The 23,171-nt window shown below is 71.0% G+C and carries 22 protein-coding genes; 13 read left to right on the forward strand and 9 right to left on the reverse strand.

Features of this window, described 5'->3' with window-relative positions; genetic code table 11:
* Positions 1 to 47: 47 nt before the first annotated feature.
* Together ORV05_RS14975 and ORV05_RS14980 are read left to right on the forward strand one after the other, a co-directional pair.
* On the forward strand, positions 48 to 899 hold the full coding sequence (locus ORV05_RS14975) for an oxidoreductase (protein ID WP_268759103.1): 852 nt from the start codon (positions 48 to 50) through the stop codon (positions 897 to 899).
* Between the two features lie 103 nt (positions 900 to 1,002).
* Positions 1,003 to 2,814: a HEAT repeat domain-containing protein gene (locus tag ORV05_RS14980; protein WP_268759104.1), complete on the forward strand. Its 1,812-nt coding sequence runs from the start codon at positions 1,003 to 1,005 to the stop codon at positions 2,812 to 2,814.
* A 212-nt stretch (positions 2,815 to 3,026) separates the two neighbouring features.
* Here ORV05_RS14980 and ORV05_RS14985 read toward each other — a convergent pair whose 3' ends face one another.
* From ORV05_RS14985 to ORV05_RS15010, 6 genes are all read right to left on the reverse strand, one after another.
* Positions 3,027 to 3,524 carry a YqhA family protein gene (locus ORV05_RS14985; protein WP_268759105.1) on the reverse strand — a complete coding sequence of 166 codons (498 nt, stop codon included), beginning with the start codon at positions 3,522 to 3,524 and terminating at the stop codon, positions 3,027 to 3,029.
* A gap of 50 nt (positions 3,525 to 3,574) precedes the next feature.
* Entirely contained in the window at positions 3,575 to 6,070 is a 2,496-nt protein-coding gene (locus ORV05_RS14990; protein ID WP_268759106.1) for a WD40 repeat domain-containing serine/threonine protein kinase, read from the reverse strand.
* Positions 6,071 to 6,325: 255 nt separating this feature from the next.
* The gene (locus tag ORV05_RS14995) at positions 6,326 to 7,405 is read right to left on the reverse strand and encodes a GDSL-type esterase/lipase family protein (RefSeq protein ID WP_268759107.1); all 1,080 of its coding nucleotides are present in this window, start codon (positions 7,403 to 7,405) and stop codon (positions 6,326 to 6,328) included.
* A gap of 34 nt (positions 7,406 to 7,439) precedes the next feature.
* Positions 7,440 to 8,111, reverse strand: a complete 672-nt coding sequence (locus tag ORV05_RS15000) for an ABC transporter ATP-binding protein (protein ID WP_268759108.1) — start codon at positions 8,109 to 8,111, stop codon at positions 7,440 to 7,442.
* Complete coding sequence (locus ORV05_RS15005) at positions 8,108 to 8,806, reverse strand: ABC transporter ATP-binding protein (RefSeq protein WP_268759109.1); 699 nt, start codon at positions 8,804 to 8,806, stop codon at positions 8,108 to 8,110. Before ORV05_RS15005 ends, ORV05_RS15000 begins: the two co-directional genes overlap by 4 nt.
* Positions 8,799 to 11,384, reverse strand: a complete 2,586-nt coding sequence (locus ORV05_RS15010; protein ID WP_268759110.1) for an FtsX-like permease family protein — start codon at positions 11,382 to 11,384, stop codon at positions 8,799 to 8,801. The genes ORV05_RS15005 and ORV05_RS15010 overlap by 8 nt, the downstream gene beginning before the upstream one ends.
* A gap of 153 nt (positions 11,385 to 11,537) precedes the next feature.
* On the opposite strand from ORV05_RS15010, the gene ORV05_RS15015 reads away from it, so the two are divergent.
* The 3 genes from ORV05_RS15015 to ORV05_RS15025 all read left to right on the forward strand — a co-directional run bounded on the left by ORV05_RS15015 (position 11,538) and on the right by ORV05_RS15025 (position 14,109).
* Entirely contained in the window at positions 11,538 to 11,909 is a 372-nt protein-coding gene (locus tag ORV05_RS15015; RefSeq protein WP_268759779.1) for a hypothetical protein, read from the forward strand.
* A gap of 113 nt (positions 11,910 to 12,022) precedes the next feature.
* Entirely contained in the window at positions 12,023 to 12,958 is a 936-nt protein-coding gene (locus tag ORV05_RS15020) for a DMT family transporter (RefSeq protein ID WP_268759111.1), read from the forward strand.
* Positions 12,955 to 14,109, forward strand: coding sequence for an MGDG synthase family glycosyltransferase (locus ORV05_RS15025; RefSeq protein WP_268759112.1), 1,155 nt, complete (start codon positions 12,955 to 12,957; stop codon positions 14,107 to 14,109). Before ORV05_RS15020 ends, ORV05_RS15025 begins: the two co-directional genes overlap by 4 nt.
* A gap of 31 nt (positions 14,110 to 14,140) precedes the next feature.
* Here ORV05_RS15025 and ORV05_RS15030 read toward each other — a convergent pair whose 3' ends face one another.
* A complete protein-coding gene (locus ORV05_RS15030; protein WP_268759113.1) occupies positions 14,141 to 14,791 on the reverse strand; it encodes a TetR/AcrR family transcriptional regulator in 651 nt (216 codons plus the stop codon).
* Positions 14,792 to 14,878: 87 nt separating this feature from the next.
* On the opposite strand from ORV05_RS15030, the gene ORV05_RS15035 reads away from it, so the two are divergent.
* Positions 14,879 to 15,130, forward strand: coding sequence for a hypothetical protein (locus tag ORV05_RS15035; protein ID WP_268759114.1), 252 nt, complete (start codon positions 14,879 to 14,881; stop codon positions 15,128 to 15,130).
* Here the strand turns inward: ORV05_RS15035 and ORV05_RS15040 are convergent.
* Positions 15,103 to 16,248, reverse strand: coding sequence for a sialidase family protein (locus tag ORV05_RS15040; RefSeq protein WP_268759115.1), 1,146 nt, complete (start codon positions 16,246 to 16,248; stop codon positions 15,103 to 15,105). The two genes, ORV05_RS15035 and ORV05_RS15040, sit on opposite strands and share 28 nt — an antisense overlap.
* A 140-nt stretch (positions 16,249 to 16,388) precedes the next feature.
* On the opposite strand from ORV05_RS15040, the gene polX reads away from it, so the two are divergent.
* On the forward strand, positions 16,389 to 18,116 hold the full coding sequence (gene polX / locus ORV05_RS15045) for a DNA polymerase/3'-5' exonuclease PolX (protein WP_268759116.1): 1,728 nt from the start codon (positions 16,389 to 16,391) through the stop codon (positions 18,114 to 18,116).
* 4 nt (positions 18,117 to 18,120) lie between these two features.
* On the opposite strand, the gene ORV05_RS15050 is transcribed toward polX, so the two are convergent.
* Positions 18,121 to 18,672: an NADAR family protein gene (locus tag ORV05_RS15050; RefSeq protein WP_268759117.1), complete on the reverse strand. Its 552-nt coding sequence runs from the start codon at positions 18,670 to 18,672 to the stop codon at positions 18,121 to 18,123.
* A gap of 141 nt (positions 18,673 to 18,813) precedes the next feature.
* Here ORV05_RS15050 and ORV05_RS15055 point away from each other — a divergent pair, with 141 nt between their 5' ends.
* From ORV05_RS15055 to ORV05_RS15080, 6 genes are all read left to right on the forward strand, one after another.
* Positions 18,814 to 19,551: an IclR family transcriptional regulator gene (locus tag ORV05_RS15055; protein ID WP_268759118.1), complete on the forward strand. Its 738-nt coding sequence runs from the start codon at positions 18,814 to 18,816 to the stop codon at positions 19,549 to 19,551.
* 46 nt (positions 19,552 to 19,597) lie between these two features.
* A complete protein-coding gene (locus ORV05_RS15060) occupies positions 19,598 to 20,572 on the forward strand; it encodes a thiamine pyrophosphate-dependent dehydrogenase E1 component subunit alpha (RefSeq protein WP_268759119.1) in 975 nt (324 codons plus the stop codon).
* Positions 20,573 to 20,780: 208 nt separating this feature from the next.
* On the forward strand, positions 20,781 to 21,818 hold the full coding sequence (locus tag ORV05_RS15065; protein WP_268759120.1) for an alpha-ketoacid dehydrogenase subunit beta: 1,038 nt from the start codon (positions 20,781 to 20,783) through the stop codon (positions 21,816 to 21,818).
* Positions 21,815 to 22,051: a biotin/lipoyl-containing protein gene (locus ORV05_RS15070; protein WP_268759121.1), complete on the forward strand. Its 237-nt coding sequence runs from the start codon at positions 21,815 to 21,817 to the stop codon at positions 22,049 to 22,051. The genes ORV05_RS15065 and ORV05_RS15070 overlap by 4 nt, the downstream gene beginning before the upstream one ends.
* A 79-nt stretch (positions 22,052 to 22,130) precedes the next feature.
* Positions 22,131 to 22,745: a TetR/AcrR family transcriptional regulator gene (locus ORV05_RS15075; protein ID WP_268759122.1), complete on the forward strand. Its 615-nt coding sequence runs from the start codon at positions 22,131 to 22,133 to the stop codon at positions 22,743 to 22,745.
* The gene (locus ORV05_RS15080; RefSeq protein WP_268759123.1) at positions 22,742 to 23,101 is read left to right on the forward strand and encodes a DoxX family protein; all 360 of its coding nucleotides are present in this window, start codon (positions 22,742 to 22,744) and stop codon (positions 23,099 to 23,101) included. Before ORV05_RS15075 ends, ORV05_RS15080 begins: the two co-directional genes overlap by 4 nt.
* Positions 23,102 to 23,171: the final 70 nt, after the last annotated feature.

A 23,171-nucleotide genomic window follows, 5' to 3' on the forward strand; every position in this document is an offset into this window, starting at 1 on the left:
GCCGTGCCTACGCACGCCGACACTCATCCACGAAAGGAAACCCCGTAGTGAGCAAGACATTCCTGATCACCGGCGTCAGCACCGGCCTCGGACTGGCCATCGCCCGGCGAGCCCTGGCCGCCGGGCACCGGGTCGCGGGCACCGTGCGCACCGAGCAGCACGCGGCCGCCTTCCAGGCGCTGGACCCCGACCGCGCCCGGGCCTTCATCCTCGACCTGTCCGACGCGGACCGGATCGACCCCACGGTGCGGGCCGCCGAAGCGGAACTGGGCCCGATCGAAGTGCTCGTGGCCAACGCCGGCTACGGGCTCGAAGGCACCTTCGAAGAGTCGTCGATGGCCGATCTGCGCCGCCAGTTCGAGGTCAACGTGTTCGGCACGGTAGCGACCGTGAAAGCGGTCCTACCCGGCATGCGGGAACGGCGCGGCGGCCACATCTTCGTCATCACCTCGATGGGCGGGCACACCACCTTCCCCGGACTGGCGTTCTACGAAGGCAGCAAACACGCCCTGGAAGGCATCACCGACACCCTCGCCCAAGAGGTCACCCAGTTCGGCGTGCGGGTCACCGCCGTGGCTCCCGGCGCGTTCAAAACCGACTGGGCAGGTAGGTCACTGGTCCGCGTACCACGCAGCGTCGCCGACTACGACGCACTGTTCGACCCGATCCGGACCCGCCGCCAGGCCCTCGCGGGTCAGGGCATCGGTGATCCCGATCGCGCGGGCGACGCCATCCTCACCCTCCTGGACGCGGAGAAGCCTCCCGTGCATGTCCTGCTCGGCTCGGACGCGCTACGCCTGGTCGCCGCCGGGCGCCAACGCGTCCAGGACGACTTCGACGCCTGGGAGGAACTCAGCCGCTCCACCGACTCCACCGAAGGCGGAGTAACAGTCGCCTGACCGGGCGGCGCCGCCAGGCCGAATACCGGTGGCGCCTGGCCTTGGGTGTCGGCGTGGACCGGCTGAACCTCGGAGTCGTTGTGCGGCAAGCTAATGTGCGCGCATGGGGGAAATCGATCAGGACACCGTCTGGTTCGACTGGCATTCGATGGTCTACCGGGACTTCGACTTCGACCTCGACGCCCCGGGAGACCGCAGCAGTGCGGCGCTTGAGGCACTGGAAGCCGACTTGGGCGTGTCCGACGACGTGGAAATCGACTTCCTGGGCGGCGGCGAGTGGGGGCAGCGGCTGGCCAACGTGATCGGCATGGGGCTGTCCGCGCTGCTGGAGCGGCTCAGCCACCCGGACGTGGCGGTGCGCCGGATCATGCCCGTGGTGCTGGCCTACGCGGACGCGCAGCCCGACGCAGTGGTGCCGACGCTGCTCCACCGCAGCGAGCGGGACCCGGACGCGCCGGTCCGGCTCGGGCTGCTGCTGGCTTCGGGCCGACACGCGAACGACCCCCGGGTGAGCGACCACCTGCGGCGCCGTATGCGGGAGGGCGGCCCGGCCGAGGCGCTGGGGGCGGCCCTCGGCCTGGCCCTGCCGCCGTTCCCGGCCACCGACGACGAGGTGGTCGAAGCGCTCACCCTGTGCGCCGACGAACAGGCCGGTGCGGCACTGGCGGAACTGGCCTGGGGCGACCCGCAGTGGAACGGCGAACCGCCGCCGCGTGGCGCCGTGGACCGGATCGGCGGCTGGCTGTTTGACACCCCTGACGTGCGCAGCCGCTGGCTGTCGCGCATGCTGCCCCGGCTGTGGGACGGGCGGCTCGACCCCTCGGCCGCGCCAGTGCTGATCGAGGCGGCAGACCGGCTGTTCGAGAAGGACCGTTGCTACGCCGATCACGCGGCGGCCGTCGCGGACCTACTCGGGCACCCCGACTCCGAGGTGCGGCGGGCGGCCATTCGCACCCACCACCTCTTCGCCCACGACGGCTACGCCGACGCCCTGCTGGGCGTCCTGGACGACCCGGACCTGTCCGCCCGGGCATTGACCTTGCTGCTCTGGCGCAAGGACCCCCGGTGCCTGCCGCGCCTGCGGGAGAGGATGCGACATGGCACCCTCGACTGCCATGTGCTGCGCTACGCGGGAAACTTCGCCGAGGAATTGTGGCCCGCCATCGGGGCGCGGGTCGCGGACGAAGACACTCCGGCCGCCGAGCTCGCCGCGTTGCTGACCCAGGTCCACGGCTGGCACGCGAGCGGGGACCCGATCGCCTTGCCGGTCGCCGTCGCGCTGGAGCGGCTGAACGCCCGGATCGAAGCCGCCGGGAACCCCGAATCCGACGATCACGCCGCGGCGCGCGAGGCCGCCCGGTTCCTGCGTGACTGGCGCGCTCGGGCGGCCGACGAGCAGAGCCTGGAGGGCAGGCTCGCGCGCATGCGTCACATCCTGGCGCTCTCCCATCCGAAGGACCACGACGTCGTACGCAGTGAGCTGGACGCCCTGACGCGGCGACACGAGCCGGACCACACCCCGCACCCGGACGATCCGCGCCGCGACATCACGTCCTGCGAGTGGATCGCCGCATTTCCGCACGCGGCCCAGCCCGCCGTTCCCATCCTGCGACGGCTGCGGGACACCGCGGCGGTGCCGGGCGCGGTGCGGGCCGCCGCCGCCCACGCGCTGTGGAAGATCACCGGCGACGCGGACGGAGCCCTACCCGTCCTGGTCGAACAGATTCGCCAGGCCCCCCTGCTCGTGCTGGACTATCTCGGGTTCATGGGGGCGGCGGCCCGGCCCGCGCTGCCCGCGCTGCGCCTGTGCGACGACGGCGACAGCGACTTCGCCCTCCTCGCCCGCCGCGCGGTCCGGAAGATCGAAGGGGTCTCCCAGGACCGGCCGAGCGTGCGGCACAAGCTTCGCGGGTGAGGGCTAGCGCTTGGCGCGTGTTTTCTCAGCGGTGGAGCCGCTTGCGGTGGGCCGTCGGCTTGCACCGCTACGGGTTCTGACCTGGTTCCTCGCAAGAACAGCACTGCCGGCGACTCCTCTGATTGGCATTCATGAGGAGGAGATCCCACAGCGAGGGACCACGTCAGGTTCCGCTACCCGCACCGCCACGCAAACCACTGCCAAAACAGGCTTTACCGGTCGCTCGCGAAGCGGATGAACAGCACCAGCGAGACGGCGATGATGCCGATCGATCCGGCGGTCCACAGCAGCTCCCGCCCGGGGGCGCCGGTGAGCAGTTCCTGGGCGAAGCGCACGGCCAGCACCAGCACCAGCACGTTGGCGACCTTGATCTCCAGCTTGGTGAGCACCCCGGTGCGGATGAGTTCGCCGTGGTCCGCCGTGTCGGTCTGGGGGCTGGAGAACACCTCGTACAGGCCGAAGCCGAGCACCAGCAGCACCGTGGCGATCAGGTAGGTGTCGATGGCGCCGAGCAGATCGGCCAGCAACTCCGTGTCCGCGGCACCGCGCAGCGCCTCGGTGACGAACTTGCCCGCCTTGGCGGTGGCCCAGATGATCGTGGCGACGCTGGTGAGGATCAGCACCGCACTGGGCACCAGCATGAGCCAGCGGATCCGGGCCAGCCAGGCGTAGACGAACTGGCTGCCCCTGGGGTCGCTGGTCTTCGGCACCGCAGCATCATGACGCCACCGCCCGCTCCCCGCACGGCGGCGTGCGGCTGTCAACTGCCGGGGACGCTCAACAGCCGCAGCGTGCCATGGTCGTCGCCCCTGGCGGCCAGGGTGCGGCCGTCCGGGCTGAACGCCAGCGCGGCGCCGGTGCCGGGCGTGCCGACGCCGATCTGCCTGCCGGTGTCGGTGTTCCACAACCCCAGAGCGCCTCCCACCGCGGCCAGGGTGTGACCGTCCGGGCTGAGCGCCACCGTGGCGACGGTGTAGGGGATGGTGATGGGCTGGCGTGCCTGGTTGTGGCTGGAGGCATCCCACAGCCGCACCGTCGTCGTGTCGGAGTACCCCGAGCTCGCGGTCACGAGCAACCGGCCGTCCGGGCTGAACACGTAATCTTCCAGATCCTCACCGGCGGGCAGGGTGATCATGTCGCCCATCCGCTGCTGGCCGGCCACATCCCACAGCGTCAGGTGGGTGCCCTCGACCGGGTCGGCCGCGATGGTGACGACGATGCGGCCGTCCGGGCTGAGCCTGACGCCCGGGTCCTTGTCCGAGGTGAGGCCGGCCGAGCCGAGGTGACGGCCGCCGGCGACATCCCACAACTGCACGCTGGGGTAGGTGGAGTGCTCGGACTCGCCTTGGTCGGGCGTGACGGCCAGGACGCGGCCATCCGCGCTGAGCGCCGCCTTCTCGATGGGGCCGCGCCACTTGCCGTCCACGGTCAGGTCGACGTCGAGCCGGCCGGTCTGGTGGCCGGTGGCCGCGTCCCACGACTGCACGGCGCAGTCCCCGTTCTCCACCCTCGTCGTGGTCAGGGTGCGGCCGTCCGCGCTGAGCGCCACGTCGGCGCCCCAGCTGTACCGCCCGAAAGGTCCGAGGAGTTGGCCGATCTGCCGTCGTGCGCCCACATCCCACACCTGCACGGTCTGGTCGTCGTAGACGGTGGCCAGGGTGCGGCCGTCCGCACTGAAGGCGACTTTCTCCACGTAGTAGGTCGTCACGGGACCGGTCAGGACACCGATCTGGGCGATCGACGGCGGCGCCGGGGCCAGCGGTGCGGGCCACAGCGCCCACGCCAGCAGAGCCCCGGCCAGCGCCACGGCGTCGACGGCGACGACGGTGGGGCGCCCCGGGTGTCGCGGCCCGGGTTGGCGCCGTGCCCTCCTGGCCGCCCAGACCCGGCCCGCCGTGAGGAGGACCGCGACGACCAGCACGGTGAAGAGCACGACAGGTGCGCCCTGTTTGCTGCCGATGGCGAACCGGACGTCCCTGCCCGGGACCCGCTTGACTTCTCCGAGGGCGGCCAGGGCGGCGAGAAGGGTGAGGGCGGTGGCGCAGGCGCCGAGCAGGAATGCGAGGGCGCCGACGATCCGGCCCGCGCGCGCCGGCACGAGCCGGCTGGTGGCGGCGAACAGCGCGCCGACGAGCACGGCGTCGAGGGCGATCCCGCCTTGGAGGCCGAATCCGAGGGTGCGCAAGACGGCGACCCCGTCACCCCTGATGAAGCGGATGAGGCCGCTGATGAGGAGCGCGACGAACACGGCGGCCAGCGCCGTCACGGCGACGACGGCGTGCCGTCCCGTCGGCCGGTGCGGGCTGGTGGCGTGGTCGAGGACCGCGGTCTCGCGTCTGGTCGGGGCGTGGCCGCCGGACGACTCCCGCTTGGCGGACAGGGGCGCGGTCAGTGCCATGGTGGGGGGTTGCCCGTCCAGCAGTGCTGTGGCCTGTTCGGCGGTCCACCGCACGTCGGGGTCTTTGGTTGTGAGGCCCTGGATGAGGGGTGTGAGCGGCCCGGCGTTGACGGGTTCGGGCAGGTCGTCGAGCAGGACCGCCGCGAGGGTGGCCATCCCCGACCCCCGGTCGAACGGGGAGGCCCCCTCCACGGCGTGGTAGAGGGTCACCCCCAGTGAGAACAGGTCCGAGGCCGCCGTCGCGTCCTGCCCTTTGGCGCGTTCGGGCGCGATGTAGGCGACCGAGCCGACCACCATGCCTTCCTCGGTCATGTTCGCCTGCCCGGTGGCCTTGGCGATGCCGAAATCGGTGAGCATCGGCGTACCGTCCTCGGCCAGCATGATGTTGTGCGGCTTGACATCCCGGTGGATGACACCCGCTTCGTGACACGCCGACAACGCGGACAGCATCGCCGCCGCCACCTGCCGGGCCACCGGGACGGGAACCGGCCCGTTCACCTCGATTTCGTCGGCCAGCGACCGGCCGGGCACGTACTGCATGACCGTCCACGGTGTGCCACGCTCGACGAGCACGTCGTGCACGGTGACGATGTTCGGATGGTCCCGCAACCGCGCGGCGTGACGGGCCTCCAGCGTGGCACGCTCGATCACCTCGGCGGTCATCGCCGCGGTGCTCCCGGGCGGGACGGCCACCTCCTTGACAGCCACCTCGACCCCCAGAACACAGTCCTGGGCCAGCCAAACCCGGCCGTAGCCGCCCCGCCCCAACTGTCTGAGCAGCCGGTAACGGCCATCAGCCAGGGTCAGGCCGGGCGCGGCCCCGGTCGGCGGGACGTTCGAGGCGGACGACGACGGCACCACGTTCTCCAATGTCAGACGGGGGGTTCATGCGAGATTCCGGCGGCGCGGAGCGTCGAGCCGCATCTGATGGTCCCGGGCGCGTCTGGAGATCCTCACAGAGCCGACCCGGACCGCGTTGGCGTCCCCCATCCGGTGATCATCCCGGAACCCGCTTCCGGACTCAACGCCGACACCCGGTTTGCGCGCTGCCTGATGATCGTCGTGTGTTCGACGGACGTCGGGACGGGGAAACGTCCACTGAGGATTCCCGGGTCAGCGCACGCCGGCGAGGGTGGCGGCGGGGTGCAGATCACCGCCGGCACCGGGCAGGCAGGCCGCCGAGGGCATTTCGGTGGCCAGGAACTCGGTGAGGCAGCGGCCGATCTGGGCGTGGCCGTTGGCGTTGGGGTGGAAGGACTCCTGCAACGCGTGCGAGGCACGGTCGGCGTAGTTGAGGTCGCCGAGGCGCAGCACCAGCCTGCTGAACCATTCGGTGCTCGGGTCGGCCCCGCCGCTGCAGGCCTCGTGTCCGCGCCCGGCCCGGGACAGGTCGAGGAAGCGGGCACCGGCCTGTGCCGCGGCTCTGGCCAGCCCGGCCGACAGCTTCAGCACCCCGTCGTCCTGCACCCACCGCAGATCCTCGGTGCGAAAAGGACAGCCGTTGAGGCTCTGGAGATCCGCGGGAAGATCGGGGCCGATCGGTGCGGCGTAGGACTGCAGCACCAACTGGTAGTCCTCGGGCTGGTAGCCGGCCTGGGCGAGGACCTTCTTCACGTCGCCGAGTGCGGTGACGACCTTCGGCACCATCGCGTTGACGCGGTCGTCCCAGGTGGCGCTGATCGGCCCGCTGCACGGACCGTTGCCCGACATCAGCCAGGACTGGAAGCACTGGGAGATCAGCTGGGAGAAGTGCGGGTCGTCATTGGCGCCCACGGCGACGACGACCGCCGCCACACGGTGGTTCTTGACCAGCTGCGCCAGTTGCCCGGCCTGGGAAGGTTCGGTCCACTGCCGAGCGTCGCCCAGCGCCACCTGTGCTGCCGGGGCGCCCGAGCAGGCGAGGTTGACCTTCGCCTCGATGCCGGGGAGAGCGGTTTCGAACACCGTGGCCTCGGGTGAGCGATGACACCAGTCGCCGTTGGCGCCGTTGGTGTCGGGGGTGTAGTTCCCGGTGCCCTCACCGGAAAGGGTGCTGTCACCGAGGGTCACGATGGTCAGGGGCCCGGTGCCGGGCGGGCCCTGCCGCCGCGGGGGAGCGGGCGGGTTGCCGGGACCGGAGAAGACGAAGATGCCGACCAGCACAGCCACGAAGAGGAGCACACCCGCACTGATCCACCACCGGTACCGACGCATCACCGCGTAGTCTACGGGCCCGGGAGCACCGCGATCACGCCGCCGACAGCACGCCGTCGGCCAGCCGCACCCGCCGGTCGGCGATCGCGTGCACCTCCTCGTCGTGGGTCGCCACGATCACCGCGGTGCCTTCGTCGGCGCAGCGGCGCAGCAGCCGCAGCACGGCCGGGGTGCTGCCGCCGTCCAGATGCGAGGTCGGTTCGTCGGTGAGCAGGACCTTCGGGCGTGCGCTCACCGCGCGCGCCAGCGCGACCCGCTGCTGCTGCCCGAAGGACACCTCCCCGGGGTAACGCTCGGCCAGCGCCGCCACGCCGAGCCCTTCGAGCAACTCGGTCACCCGCGCGCCGATTTCGCTCTCCGCCCGGGAGCCGCCGGGATTCAGCCGCAGCGGCAGCGCGACGTTCTCGGTCACGGTCAGCTCGGTGGCCAGGCCCAGCGCCTGGGGCAGTACGGCGCAGGTGTGCCACGGCGGGGCGTCCTCGAGGGGCTGCCCGGCGAGCAGGACCCGCCCCGAGTCCGGCGAGTCGAAACCGCCCAGCAGGGCCAGCAGGGCGCTTTTGCCCGAACCCGACCGCCCTGCGACGGTCACCAGTTCCCCGGCGTGCACCGACAGTTCCAGCCCGCGCAGCACCTCCACGTCGCCGCTGGGGTGGGTGAAGCGGCGCCGCAGGTCCAGCGCGTGCAGGGCGGGAGTGGGGGCGTTCATCGTTCGATCCCTTCCAGGCGCCCGTCGCGCAGCCGCGCCACCCGGCTGCCCAGCTCGATCACGCGGTCGTCGTGCGAGGCCACGAGCACCGCGAACTCCTCTTCGGCCAGGGAACGCAGCGTCTGGATCACCAGATCCGCCGATGCCTCGTCCAGCTGTGAGGTCGGCTCGTCGGCCAGGATCACCGACGAACCGCGGGCCAGTGCGCACCCGAACGCCAGCCGCTGCTGCTGGCCGCCCGACAGGGCGGAGATCCGCCAGTCGCCGGTGCCGGCGAGGCCGAGCCGGTCGAGAATCGCCTCGGGATCGCACGGTCGGCGCGCCGACTGGGCGGCCGCGCGGAGGTTGTCCGCGACCGACAGGAAGTCCAGCAGGTTCTCCGGTGGGTTCTGGAACACCAGCCCGAGATGCCGCCGCCGCAACGCGCGTCGTGCGGCGTGCGACAGCGCGCCGGTGTCGGTGCCGCCGAAGCGCAGCGTGCCGCGCGCGGGTCGTTCGAACAATCCCAGCACGCGCAGCAGCGTCGATTTGCCCGAACCGGACGGCCCGGCGAACACGGTGATCCCGGAGCGCGGCACGGTGAGGGTCACCTCCTGCAGGCCGCGCACGGTCCCCGCGGGTGTGCTGTAGTCCACCCCGATCCCGGTCAGTTCGAACACGGTGTCCACCGTGGTGTCCACGGCCGGTTCAGCCACGCAGCAGCTCCGCGGTCCGGGCGGTGCGCACCGAGCGCACCGCGAGCCAGCCCGCCAGGAGCACCACCGCGAGCCCGGTGGCCACCACGGCGAGCACGAAACCGGTCTGGTCGGGCAGCGCCGGACGCGGCGCCAGCCACCGGACCGGGTCGAAACCGGGCACGGCGAGGGTGGCGACGGTGAGCCCGCACCCGACCCCGGCCAGTGCGGCCAGCCCGGCCAGCGCACCCAGTTCGATGAGGTGGCTGCCGAACAGGGACCGCAGCCCCATGCCCATGCGCAGCACCAGCGCCCCGGCCAGCGCGTTCTGCCGCCGCCGCACCTCGACGGCCACCAGCAGCCCCAGCACCGCCACCACGCCGAGCACCCCGCCGAGGAGGCTGACGAAGGAGAAGCTCCACTCCACCACGTAGAACGGCAACGCGTCGAGGGCGCCGCCCTGGCTGACGCGGTTGGCCTGGCTCAGCCCGGCGGCGGCCAGCGCGCTCGAAACCTGGTCGGCCGGGGCGGTCGACAGCAGTGTCCAGTTGGTCAGCGCGGTGATCTGGGCTGGGGTGAGCGCGTCGCGGGACACCACGTATCCGGGGCTGCCGCCCAGCAGGGGGAACCACGGGAGGTCGGCCACGGTCACCGCCGGGGGCAGGCCGGGCAGATCCGCCGACTGGGACGCGGTGTGACCGATCCGCAGCGCCGGCAGCCCGCCCGGTGCCGGTGCCCGCAGGGCGGGCAGCAGAGCGCGGACCCGGTCACGCAGGTCGCCGAGGTAGGCGTCGTCGGCGAAGGTGGCCGGGTCGACCACGAGGACGAGACTGCCCGTGCCGCTGGTCTGGCCGACGAGCGTGCTGGTGCTCCGCAGGCTCTCCGGCAGGGCGGCCGCACCGGCGAGGCCGACCTTGGTTTCCACGTCCACCCGGGTGACGGCGCCGACGAGCGCCCCGGACTTGCTGTCGAGCGCGCCGTGCTGCCCGGCCGCGATCCCGTTGCCCGCGGCCAGGGTGCCGATCGCGAGTACCCCGATGACCAGTACTCCGGTGACCGGGGCACGGGCGCCGGCCAGCCGCCGGATCGCCAGTTGCAGTGAAGGTCTGGACCAGATCCGCAGCCGGTGCGAGACGCGCAGCAGCAGCCAGGCCACGCGCGCCGACAACAGTCCGGCCGTGAGCACGACGAACACCGGGTAGGTCAGCGCGAGCGGGTCGATCTGGGGTAGCGGGCTGCCCATCCTCGAGGACGCCCCGTACCCGGACAACCTGGTCCAGCCCAGCACGGCGACCCCCGCGGTGACCAGTTCCCAGGGCACCACGGCGAGCAGCCGCCAGCGGCGGGCCTTGCCGGGAACGCGGCCCACCTGGAACTCGCGATGGGTGCGCAGCGCGACGACCACCGCCAGCAACGCGAGCGCGATCAGCAGCACCGCACCGGCGAGGCCCGCGGCCACCAGCTGCGGGCTCGCGTCCAGATGCGCGGGTGGGGCGTACAGCGGCAGGGAGAAGCGGGCCAGCGCGATGCCCGCCAGCCCGCCTGCCAGGATCGGCAGGCCCAGTTCGGCCACGGCGAACCCGCCCAGCGCCCAGGGCCCGGCGCCGCGGGCCGCGAGCAGGCGGACCTGCGGATAGCGCCGCTGGTACCACTGCAGCGCCACGGTCACGATCCCGCCGAGGCCCACCAGGACGCTGATACCGGCCAGCGGCAGGATCGACACGAGCACGTTCGACCCGGCCTGCTCGGCGATCTGCGTGGAGCGCTCGAACGGGCGCGTCATCGCCACCACGTCGCCCAGGCCCTGCCGTTCCAGATCGGCCCGGACCGCCTCGATGAGGACCGTGGAACGGTTGAGGTAGTCGCGCGCCTGCGCCGGGGTACGAGGCGGGTCCAGGTAGAAGGAGATGTGGAGCGTGGTGCCGCGAAGCTTCATCGCCGCGAGCGTGTCCAGGTAGGTCTTCTCGTCACTGGCGAAGACGATCGTGCTCAGCGGGTCGTCGGCGTAGACGTAGACGGTGGCGTTGTTCTGCTGCGAGCACCACCAGCGTGGCGGGGGCACGCTGAGCGCGCGGTACACCCCGGCCACCGGGGCCACGTCCGTACCCCGCAGCTGGGCGGGGTCACCGGGCTTGACCGGGGAGAACCGGGTGAGGTCGTCGCCGATCCACAGGCCCGGCGCGCCGTTGCCCGCCAGTTGCTGCAGGTGTTCCAGCCCCTGGTCGCGGTAACCGAGCATGACCTTGCGTCCGGTCGCGGGCCCGAAGGAGGAGCGGGTGAGGATCCCGACGAACATCGACGCGACCGGCTGCGGGAAGCCGTGGGCCGCCGCCTGGCGGCGAACCGTGTCGGTGACCGCGGCGGCCGTCTCCGGGGTGAGGGCCGCCCGGGAGAACACCGGGCCGTAGGCGTCGGGACAGGTGATCCCGCTCTCGTAGTCGGTGGCCGCGGCACCGGCGGAGGAGGAGATGAGTACCGCGGAGGCGGCCAGGAAGCAGGCGAGCAGCGCGGTCGCGGCCGCCACGAGGACCGTGAGCGGGCTGGCCAGCGCGGCCACGGGCGCACGGCGCCACGGTAGGGACATCCCCCATAGAGACATGCGGGAAAAAATACCCCAAAAGTGTGATCTCGCGAAGAAATCACGTCAGATTGTTGCTGTTCGTAGCGGCTTGGCGGGAGGTTTGCCTTGCCGAGGCGGTGGAATCCGGTCGGTCTGCGTGACCGCCAGGCCGCCAGAGAGTAGGACGTGACGATGACCAACGACCACGTCGACGCCCGGCTGGCACCGTGCCGGTTCTGCGGGCGCCGTCCCCTCCCCGGCCAGTACCGGGCTCCCGGCCCGCACGGGCCGATCTGCCCCGACTGCCTGGAGGCCGGGCTGCTGCTGGTCCGCGACCGGCAACCGCGCCGCAGCCTCGGTGGCAGCGCGCTGCGGTTCTCCAGCGATCCGCAGGAGAAGGCATGCGAGTTCTGCGGCCGCCGGGAACGACGCACCTTCCTTGGCTTCCACCGGCCGCTGCGCCGTATGAACACCACCGAGGGCGACGCGGTGATCTGTGCGGACTGCCTCGACCGCAGCGGCGAACTGATCAACCAGGCCGTGCGGCGGCGTTCGTCCCACTGACGGCCCCCGGCGAGCCCCTCCCGGCGGCGTTTTGTGGCGGCAGTGGTGACGGTGGCGTGGGTAGGGTCGGCCACGGAAAGAGGCGCGAAGTCACCCCGGACGGGGAGGAAGACATGGGGTCGTCGGCCGGAACCTGGCTGGTACTGGCGGTTCCCGCCGCGGTGGCCGGGGCGGCGGCGATGGGGCTGGCCAGCGCCGCCCAGGCCCGCGCCACCAAGGAGGTCGAGGTCACCCGGATCCTCGACCCCGGCCTGCTGCGCGGCCTGGCCCGCCGCCCGCTGTGGCTGATCGGCATGGTGGCCACCGGGGCCGGGCTGGCACTGCAACTGGTGGCACTGGCGTTCGCGCCGCTGCTGGTCGTGCAGCCGTTGCTGATCACCTCGCTGATGTTCGCCTCGGTGTTCTCGGCACGCCTGGAACGCCATCCGGCCGACACCGTGATGGTGGCCGGGTCGCTGATCTGCGCCGCGGGACTGGCCGCCTTCCTGGTGATCGCCCGTCCGAGCGGCAACGCCGGGGCGATCCGGCCGGGCACCCACCCGCTGCCGCTGGCGATCGCACTGGCCACGCTGACCGTGGTGGCACTGGTGGTCTCCACCCTGACCCGCTCCGCCTCGGTCCGGGTGCTGGGCCTGGCCGTGGCGACCGGTGTCCTCTACGGGGTGACCGCGGGCCTGATGAAGGTGGTGGCGGGCCAGGCCCGCGACGACCTGGCCGAACCGTTCCGGAACTGGACGCTGTACCTGGTGTGCCTGGTCGGGCCCCTGGGCTTCCTGCTGAGCCAGAACACCTTCCAGCAAGGCCGGTTCCTGGCGCCCGCACTCGCCGTGATCACCGCGCTGGACCCACTGGTCGGGGTGGCGATCGGGGTGTGGTGGATGGGGGAGAAGGCCAATGACGCGCCACTCGCGCTGGCCGGGGAGGCCGTGGCGGGCGCGGTGGTCATCGTGGGCATCGTGCTGCTGTCCACCCGGGCCTCCCGGCTGGCCCGCGCACAGTCCACTGAGGACGACGAAGATCTGTTCGGTGCTTCGGAAGGGGCGGTATGAAGAGAGTGCTGATCGTCTCCGCGACCATGGGGGAGGGGCACAACGCGACGGGGCGGGCGCTCGAAGAGGCGGTGCGCCGCCAATGGCCGGAGGCCGAGGTGGCGTGGCGGGACACGCTCGACGTGATGGGCACCGGCGTCGGTCCGCTGTTCCGCTGGATCTACGTCTCCAACGTGCGGAGCACTCCTTGGCTGTACGAGTACTTCTACCGTTCGCTGTGGCGCCACCGCTGGTTCGCCACCGCGTCCAAGCGGTTCGTCGGCCTGTGGTGCGGGCCCCGGCTGGGCCGTGAGATCGCGCGGTACCGGCCGGATCTGGTGCTCTCGACCTACCCGCTGGGCACCGCGGGCCTGGCCTGGCTGCGCCGCCACCACCGGCTGCCCGTGCCCGCCGGGGCCTGGATCTCCGATTTCGCGCCGCACCCGTTCTGGGTCTACGGCGAGATCGATCTCAACCTCGTCATGCACGAGTGCGCGGTCCCGCCCGCGCTCGCCTGTGTCCCCGGCGCGAAGGTCGCGGTGTCCGCACCCCCGGTGCGCGCCGGGTTCCGGCCCGGTGACGCCACCGCCGCCCGGCACCGTCTCGGCCTGCCGCCCGAGGCGTTCATCGCGCTGGTCTCTTGCGGCTCACTGGGATTCGGCGACGTCGAAGACGCGGCCAAGGAACTGCTGGCCGCGCACCCGGACGTCGTGCCGGTCGTGGTGTGTGGCCGCAACGAGGCGCTGCGGCGGCGGCTGCGGCCACTGGCCGCGCGGGAACCGCGGCTGCGGCTGCTGGGCTGGACCGACGAGATGCCCGGCTACACCGTCGCCTCCGACGTGGTCGTCACCAACGCGGGGGGCGCGACCGGGCTGGAGGCGCTGGCCTGCGGGCGCCCCGTGCTGATGCACCGGCCCATCGCCGCACACGGACGGGCCAACGCCGAGTTGATGGAGCGGGCCGGTCTGGCCGTGGTCTGTGCCCGCGACGGTGAACTGGCGCAGGCCGTGCGCACCCTGATCACGCAGCCCGACCGGTGGAAGGCGATGGCCGAGGCCGCGCAGCAACACTGCGACCGCACGGGCACCCTCGCCGACGGCCTCCTGGCACTGGCCGGGGGCAGCACCTCCGCGACGCGCTTTTCCGGAGAAGTGCGCCGTCCTCGGGGTTAGGTCCGGATTCGTTTGATACCTGATCGCCCCCTCAAACCGACGCAGGCGAGGCGCCTTGCTCCTGCAGGGTGCTGCTTCGTTTGCTCGTCCCGAAGAGCCGGTCGATCTGGTGATCCAGCAGGGCTACCGCCTCATCCGGCGTGCGCTGCCCGAGCAGCATCGACGCCTGCAGCCCCTCCGCTCCCGCGAGGAGGAAAACAGCTTCGGCGCGCGCGTCGATGTCCGGTCGCGCTCGGCCGAGTTCCTGGCCCTGCCGGATGAGATCGGCGACGAGATCTTCGAGGGCGCGCGGGCCGTCACGGACGGCCGACGCGAGGCTTTCGTCGGCCAGCAAGCGCACGAAAAACGCTACGTGCACCAGGTAACGACTGCGTCGCTCGTCGTCCAACGGCAACATTTCCAGCAGCACACCACGCACGATGGCGTGCATGTCACCGGTCCCGTCGAGGTACATCAGGCGCTCGCGGGCGCGCCGCTCGGCGTCGGCGTTGAGGATCTCCAGCGCACCGAGCAGCAGTTGGTCCCGCGTGCCGAAGTAGTACTGCAGCAGGCGGGCGGAGACCCCGGCTTCGGCGGCAACCTGCCGCAGGCTGACGTCCTCCAGCCCGCCTCGCGCGGCTAGCCGCCACACCGCTTCCGCGATCTGGCGGCGGCGCGCTTCGTGGTCCACCTGTCGAGGCATCGACCCCTCCCGTCCCCGCACCTTTATGGTTCGATCGTACCAAGACGTGTTATGGTTCGTTCGCACCACAAAAGAGGAAGTAGCGATATGAAGTACGTGTGGCTGGTTTCCGGGATGATTCTGCTGGCCTTCGGTGTGCAGGGAGTGATCCGCCTGGTGCTCGACCACAGGTGGACCGGTGTGCTCGGCTGGCTGCCGGGCGGGTTCGCCGGGCAGCTCATCGGGCATCTCGTGCTCACCGTCCTCGGGCTGGTGCTGGCGGGCCGGTCACGCCGACTGCCGGAACCGACCAGGGCGCGCCCCGGTCGCGGTCAGGACAGCGGGCCGCGGGCGAAGTAGGTCGTGCACACCCCGTGGTCGTAGTCGGCCGCGATCTCCAGCACCGTGCCGCCACCGTCCACGGGAAGCAGCGCCGAACTGTAGTTGGGGCAGAAGTTGTCGTAGGCGTCCGGCACCGGCACCGGGGCGGGCAGTTCGGACCAGGCGCCCGCACCGAACTCGTCGTTGACCAGCAGCACTCGCCCGTTGGACGGCAGGGGCGTTCCGTGGTGGTCGGTGTAGATCTGGCCGACCATCACCAGCCGGGTGCCGTGCGCCCCGCCGGGGAACAGCGTCACCGTCTGGGCGTGCTGGAAGTAGTTGCCGCCCGGGGTGCCCGCCCGGCGGCCGGGATCGGCAGGATCGCCGAAGTCCGCGCCGTCGGGCGAGATCTTGTAGTACGGGTCGCAGAACTGGTCGCCGTAGTTGCAGATCTCGTAGGCGAAGTAGAAACGGCCGTCGGGCAGCGCCCGCACGAGCGGCATCCCCGGCCTGGCGCGCTCCGGTTGCAGCGCCAGCGTGTGGCGCGGTGCGCTCCAGACGAGCCCGTCATCCGAACCAGTGCGGGCGAGGAGCTGGGAAAACCGCGGAGACTCGGATTCGTCGGCGTAGTGCACCCACAGCGTGCCGGCGGCGTCCACACTCAGCTCCGGCTCCCACAGCCCGCCCCCGTTTGGCGAGCGGAAGGGTTCGGACAGGAACGACCAGTGGCGGCCGCCGTCGCGGCTGGCCCAGATCCGGATCGCCACGCGCCGTTGCGAGCCGCCGCCCTGGCCGTAGCTGGCCGCCCACAGCAGCGTGCCGGCCCGCAGATTGCCGACCCGGCGGGGGAGTTCGTAGAGCGAACCGCAGCATTCACCCCGGGCGCCCTCGGGGTCGCGCACCTCGCCGATGCGGTGGAAGCTGCGGCCCTCGTCGGTGCTTTCGAAGATCGGCGCATACGGGCCGCGGGCATCCCAGCTGTTCACCGCGGCGACGATGCGCCCCTGGTAGACGCTGTGCTGCAGGCGCACCAGCCGCGGGGAGGACCCGGTCGCCAGCCGCTGCCGCCCCGAACCCGCCGCCTCCGCCGCGGTCAGCAGGGCCGTCACCAGCAGCAACGACATCAGCAACGTGAAACCGGCCCCCAGGCGACGCATCCGGCTCTCCCCTCGACACGGTGTGTGCCGGAATTACACCACAGAGTGACCGCGAAAGTTGCCGGGGGCATTGTTGACCGGTACGCGTCGCCAACAAGCGGCTCCCAGCCGGGCGAGGTCCGGGCTTCTACCCTGAAACCATGGCTCGACCCAACGACGAGGTTGAGGCTCTGCTGCAGGAGTACGCCGACCTGCTGGCGATCACCGGCGGCGACGCGTTCAAGGCCCGGGCCTACGAGAAGGCCGCCCGGGCCGTCGCGGGCTGCCACGACGACGTCTCCCGGATGGAAATCAAGCAACTGCGAGAGATCCCGGGCGTGGGCAAGTCCATCGCCGACAAGATCTGGGAGTACTTCGAACACGGCAGCGTGCAGGCCATCGAGGAGGTCCGGGCGAAGATCCCCGCCGGGGTGCGGCAGCTGATCACCATCCCCACCCTCGGGCCGAAGAAGGCCGCCGTCCTCTACCACGACCTGGGCATAGCCTCGATCGAGGAACTCCTCGACGCGATCCACCAGGAACGGCTGCGGGACATCAAGGGGTTCGGGCCCAAGACCGAGCAGAACATCCTGCACGGCGTCGAACTCATGCAGCAGTCCCGCGGCCGGGTCCTGCTCGACGTCGCGATGGGCGTGGCCGAGGAGATCGTCGCGGCGCTGTCCGCGGTGACCGGCTGCCGTCGCTGCACCTACGCCGGATCCCTGCGGCGCTTCAAGGAAACCGTCGGCGACGTCGACGTCCTGGCCGCCGCCGAGGATTCCGGCCCGATCATGGCGGCCTTCCGCGAACTGCCCTTCGTGGCCGAGGTGATCGCCTCCGGCGAGACGAAGACCTCCCTCCGCACCACCAAGGGCCTGCAGGTCGACCTGCGCGTGGTGCGGCCCGCCGCGTGGGGCGCCGCGCTGCAGTACTTCACGGGCGCCAAGGCGCACAACATCCGCACCCGCGAGATCGCGGTGCACGCCAGGCTCAAACTGTCCGAATACGGCCTGTTCGACGTCGAGACCGGCGAGCTGGTGGTGTCCGAAACCGAGGAGGACGTCTACCGGCGCCTCGGCCTGCCGTGGATCCCGCCGCCCCTGCGGGAGGACCGCGGCGAGATCGAAGCCGCCCTCGCCGGGGAACTACCCGAGCTGGTACGGGAAAGCGACCTGCGCGGCGACCTGCACACCCACACCGACCTCACCGACGGCGTGGCGCCGCTGGAGGAGATGGTGGAAGCCGCCGCTGCCCGCGGCTACGCCTACTACGCGATCACCGACCACGCGCCGAACCTGTACATGCAGCGCATGTCCGACGACAAGATGCTCGCTCAGCGCGAGCAGGTCCGCGCGCTGGACCGGGCCCACCGCGGGATGCGGCTGCTGCACGGCACGGAACTCAACATCGACGCCGATGGCAAGGTCGACTGGCCCGAGGAGTTCCTCGCCGGGTTCGACCTGTGCGTGGCCTCGGTGCACTCGCTGTTCAACCAGAGCCGCGACGAGGTGACCCGCAGGCTCGTCCGCGCCTGCGAAAACCCCTACGTCAACATCATCGGCCACCCGAGCGCCCGCCTGATCGGCCGCCGCCCGCCGCTGGAGGCCGATTACGACGAGGTGTTCCGCGCCTGCGCCCGCACCGGGACCGCACTGGAGATCAACTCGTTCCCCGACCGCATCGACCTGCGGGACGAGCACATCCTGTGGGCCAAGCGGTACGGCGTGAAGTTCGCCATCGACAGCGACTCCCATGCCGTGCCGCACCTGGCGGCCATCCGCTTCGGCGTGGGCACCGCGCAGCGCGGCTGGCTCACGGCCGAGGACGTGATCAACACCTGGCCGCTGACGCGTTTGCGGACCTTCCTGCGCAAGGGCCGCAAACGCTGACGGGTCAGGCGAGCGTCTCGCGCGCCTCGCCCAGCGCGAAGCCGAGCAGGTTCAGCCCGGGCCAGCACGCCGGGTCCACCGCACGCGGATCGTCGGCGGCCACGCCGATGCCCCAGACCCGGTCCAACGGGCTGGCCTCCACCAGCACCCGGTCACCGGTGGCGAGCAGGAACCGGCGGAGTTCGGTGTTCTGGCCGAACTTCGCCACGCTGCCTTCCAGCACGATCTGGTAGCGGCAGGCCTCCCACACCCGCTGGTCGAAACCCCGCACGGAACGGCCCAGTTCCTTGGCCTGCTGGGGGTGGCCCACGGCCAGGATCCGTTCGGCGGTCTCGGCGTCGCCGAACAGGATCGCCTTGCGCCACATCATGTAGTGCTCGGCCGTGGCGAAGGTGTGTCCGTCCACGGTGAACGGCGACGGCCACCACTGGCTCAGGCAGCCGCGGCCGGTGCTGCCGTCCCGCTCGGGCCGGTGGCCCCAGAAGAACAGGAACTTCCCGCGTTCGGCCACGGGCAGGGCGGCCAAAGTGGCCACATCACGGACGGTGCTCGGCATGGCGGGCAGTATCCCCGGCTCACCGAGCGTCTCGCGAGCGGTTTTCCCGGCCACCCGAAGGGGGCGGGGAACTTGTCAACACCCGGGGCGGGGCCCATGCTGTGCCCGGGAGGTCTCCAACGCCGGAGGTGCTTGTCCACGATGTCCAGTGGTCCCACGCTCATCGGTTCGGTGCAACGCGCGCTTCACCTGCTGGACGCCGTAGGCTCGGCCGAACGGCCGGTGCCCGCCAAGCAGCTCGCCCACAGCGTGGGCCTGCCCCTGCCGACGGCCTACCACCTGCTGCGCACCCTCGTGCACGAGGGTTATCTGCGCAAACTGGAAGACGGCTACGTGCTGGGCACTCGCGTCGACACGCTCTGCCGCCGCGACAGCGGCCAGGCGCGGCTCCGCCGGGCGCGCCCGGTCCTTCGGGCACTGCGCGACGAACTGCGCGGCGCGGCCTATCTGGCGCTCTATCGCGACGGCGAAATCGAGCTGATCGACATCGTCGACGGGCCGGACACCCAGCGGGTGGACCTGTGGGTCGGGGTGCACGAGGCCGGGCACGCCACCGCATTCGGCCAGTGCATCCTGTCCGAACTGGACCGGGCCGCCCGCGAGGACTACCTGTCCCGGCACCGGCTGGCGGACCTCACCCCGAACACCGTGACCGATCTCCGCGTGCTCGAACAGCGGCTGCGGCGGGGTGAGGCGCTGACTGGCGAGCGTGAGGAGTACCTGCTCGGCACGGCCTGCGTCGCCGCGCCGGTGCACGCGCCCGGCCTGGTCGGCGCGGTCGCGATCTCGATGCCGGTGCGGCGCTACGCCACCGCGCTGGCGGAAACGACGGCGATGCGCCGGGCGGCGGGCCGCGTCTCGCGCGCTATCACCATCTGAAATCCCGCCCGTTGCCGCACCCCGCCACGACTTGAAGAGTGATCACATGGAACCGCAAACGAGGCTGGCGCTGTACCGGACGATGGTGCTCTGCCGCACCTTCGAGGAAGCGATCCTGCGTGAATACCACGCGGACAAGAAACCCGCGTTCGACATCGGTGCCGGTGCGATTCCCGGCGAGATGCACCTGTCCGCCGGGCAGGAACCGGTCGCGGCGGGGGTGTGCGCCCACCTGACCACCGACGACGCCGTCACCGCCACCCACCGCCCGCACCACTTCGCCCTCGCCCACGGCGTGGACCTGCGGAAGATGACCGCGGAAATCTTCGGCCGCGTCGACGGGCTGGGCAAGGGCCGCGGCGGCCACATGCACCTGTTCGACCCGGCAACGCACTTCTCCTGCTCGGGCATCATCGCCGAGGGCTACCCCCCGGCACTCGGGCAGGCGCTGGCGTTCCAGCGCCGCGGTACCGACCGCATCGCGGTGGCCGTGACCGGCGAAGGCGCCGCCAACCAGGGAGCCTTCCACGAGTCGCTGAACCTCGCCTCGCTGTGGAAGCTGCCCGTGGTGTTCATCGTGGAGGACAACGACTGGGGGATTTCGGTGCCCCGCAGCGCCTCCACCTGCGTCACCTCCAACGCCCTCCGCGCCGCCGGCTACGACATGCCCGGCGAGCGCGTCGAAGACAACTCGGTGGAGGCGGTGTACGAGGCGGCGGCCCGGGCCGTCGCGCGGGCACGGGCGGGGGAGGGACCGAGCCTGATCGAGGTGCACACGCTCCGGTTGTGGGGCCATTTCGAGGGCGACGCGCAGGCCTACCGCGCCGATCTGGAGGGCGTGCCCGGCCGCGACCCCATTCCCACCTATGAACAGAGACTGCGGTCGGAAGGGCTGCTCGACGACGACGCCGTGCAGGACGTGGCCGAGCAGGCACGACAGCGGGTCGAGGACGCGATCGCCTTCGCCAAGGCCAGTCCCGAACCCGCACCCGAATCCGCCCTCGACTTCGTTTTCGCTTAGGGCGTGTTTCCAAGCGGCGGAGCCGCTTGCGGTGGGCCGTCAAACGGCACCGCCGCGGGTTCTGACGTGGTTCCTCGCCAGAACAGCACTGCCGGCGACTCCTCTGATTGGCATTCATGAGGAGGAGATCCCACAGCGAGGGACCACGTCAGGTTCCGCTACCCGCACCGCCACGCAAACCACTTCGATACAGGTCTTAGGAGAAGCAATGACGCTTACCGAATCGACCCCGCCGGTGGCGACCCGGCGGCTGACCACCGCGAAGGCGATGGTCGAAGGGATCGCGCAGGAGATGGAGCGCGACCCGAACGTGTTCGTGCTCGGCGAGGACGTCGGCGCCTACGGCGGCATCTTCAGCTCCACCACCGGTTTGCTGGACCGTTTCGGACCGAAGCGCGTGATGGACACCCCGATCTCGGAAACCGCTTTCATCGGCACCGCGATCGGGGCGGCCGTGGAGGGCATGCGCCCGGTCGTCGAGCTGATGTTCGTCGACTTCTTCGGCGTGTGCATGGACCAGATCTACAACCACATGGCCAAGATCCACTTCGAGTCCGGTGGCAACGTCAAGGTTCCGATGGTGCTGACCACAGCGGTCGGGGGCGGCTATTCGGACGGGGCGCAGCACTCCCAGTGCCTGTGGGGCACCTTCGCGCACCTGCCCGGCATGAAGGTCGTCGTCCCCAGCACCCCCGCCGACGCCAAGGGCCTGATGATCTCCGCGATCCGCGACGACAACCCCGTGGTCTACCTGTTCCACAAGGGTGTGATGGGCCTGCCGTGGATGGCGAAGAACCGGCGCTCCCTCGGCCCGGTGCCGGAAGAGGCCTACGAGGTGCCGATCGGCAAGGCGAACATCGTCCGCCCCGGCCGCGACGTCACCATCGTGACCCTCTCGCTGTCGGTGCACCACGCACTCGACGTCGCCGACGAACTGGCCGGTCAAGGCGTGGACTGCGAGGTGATCGACCTGCGCAGCCTGGTGCCGCTGGACACCGGAACGATCCTGGAGTCGGTGGGCCGCACTGGACGCCTGGTCGTGGTGGACGAGGACTACCTGTCCTTTGGCCTGTCGGGCGAGGTGATCGCCACCATCGCCGAGCACGATCCAGGTCTGTTGCGCGCCCCCGCCCGCCGGGTGGCCGTGCCGGACGTGCCCATCCCGTATGCCCGCTCGCTGGAATACGCGGTACTGCCCACCCCGGACCGGATCCGCGGTGCCGTGCTCGAGGCGGTCGGCGCGTGATCGACGTACCGTTCCCGCAGGTGTCCGAAAAGGACCCCGACGCCGAAGGTGTGCTCGCCACCTGGTTCGTGGTGGACGGCCAGCAGGTCCGGGAAGGCGATCTGCTGGCCGAGGTGGCCGTGGACAAGGTCGACGTCGAACTGCAGGCCCCGTCCTCCGGCATCGTGCGCCTGCTGGTCAAGGAGGGCGACGTGGTCGGCCAGGGTGCCGTGGTGGCCAGGATCGAAACCTGATCCGTCGCCGGTGGTCGTGCCGCCTCGTCCACGCGAGGGGTGGTTGCCTCCGGAGAGGCGGCACGATAACCTGCTGAACGTGTTCAGTGAACATGTTCAGTCACGGGCGGCGAGGCGGGAGGCGACGCGGCAGAAGGTGCTGGCCGCGGCCGAGCGGCTGTTCCGCGACCAGGGGTTCGGGGCCACCACGGTCCGGCAGATAGCCGCCGACGCGGGAGTCAGTGCCGGGACGGTCATGTCGGTCGGCGACAAGGACGCACTTCTCGTCGCGATCTTCGACGGGTGGATCGACGCCGTGCACCGTGCGCGAACAGCCGACCACGGCGCGGCGCCCGTCCCGATGTCCCCGGGTGCCGCAGTGGACGCGGTCATGGCCCTGTTCGAGCCCTTCATCCGCTACTTCACGCTCGACGAGGAACTCTCGCGCGAGTACGCGGCGATCATCGTGCGGGGAGCACACGAGTCGGCGATCTTCCAGAACCTCGCGCTGTCCCTGATCGCCGAGATCGCCGGGGTGCTCGCGCGGGCGGGTCTGGACGGCGTCGGCTCCGGCCGCGGCGCGCGGGTCGTCTATTTCTCCTACCTCGGCATTCTCATGACCATCTCCCACGGCACGATCCGCCAGCCCGACGCAGTCCACCAGCTGCGCGAGGTGATCGGATTCGTGATCGGCCACGAAGGAGGAGAGGAATGATCGGCGTGCCCCACATCTGGTGGCTGACCGCACTGCTGGCGCTCGTACTGTTCGGCGACGCCGTAATGTCGCTGAGGCCGCCGGAGTTCATCCAACGGTGTCTGGACGGGGTCCGGCTGCCGCGCGACTGGTGGTGGATCCTCGTCGTGATCAAGCTTCTGGCGGCGATCGGGCTGGCGGTCGGCATCAAGTACCCCGGTGTCGCGTTCACCACGAACGTCGCCGTCATCGGCTACTTCGTGTGCGCGTCGTACGCGCACTACCGGGCACGGTTCCTCAAGCAGGAGTTCTGGCTCAACTGCTTGGGCATGCTGGCGCTGTCGGTATCCGTGCTCGTTTTCTCCTACGCGGTGTAAGCGCTCGACAGCGGCCACAGCCTGTAGCGGTGGCCGATGTCGGCATGCTTGGCGTGCTACTCGCTCCAGC

Source organism: Amycolatopsis cynarae, assembly GCF_026802195.1.
Taxonomy (GTDB): domain Bacteria; phylum Actinomycetota; class Actinomycetes; order Mycobacteriales; family Pseudonocardiaceae; genus Amycolatopsis_E; species Amycolatopsis_E rhizosphaerae.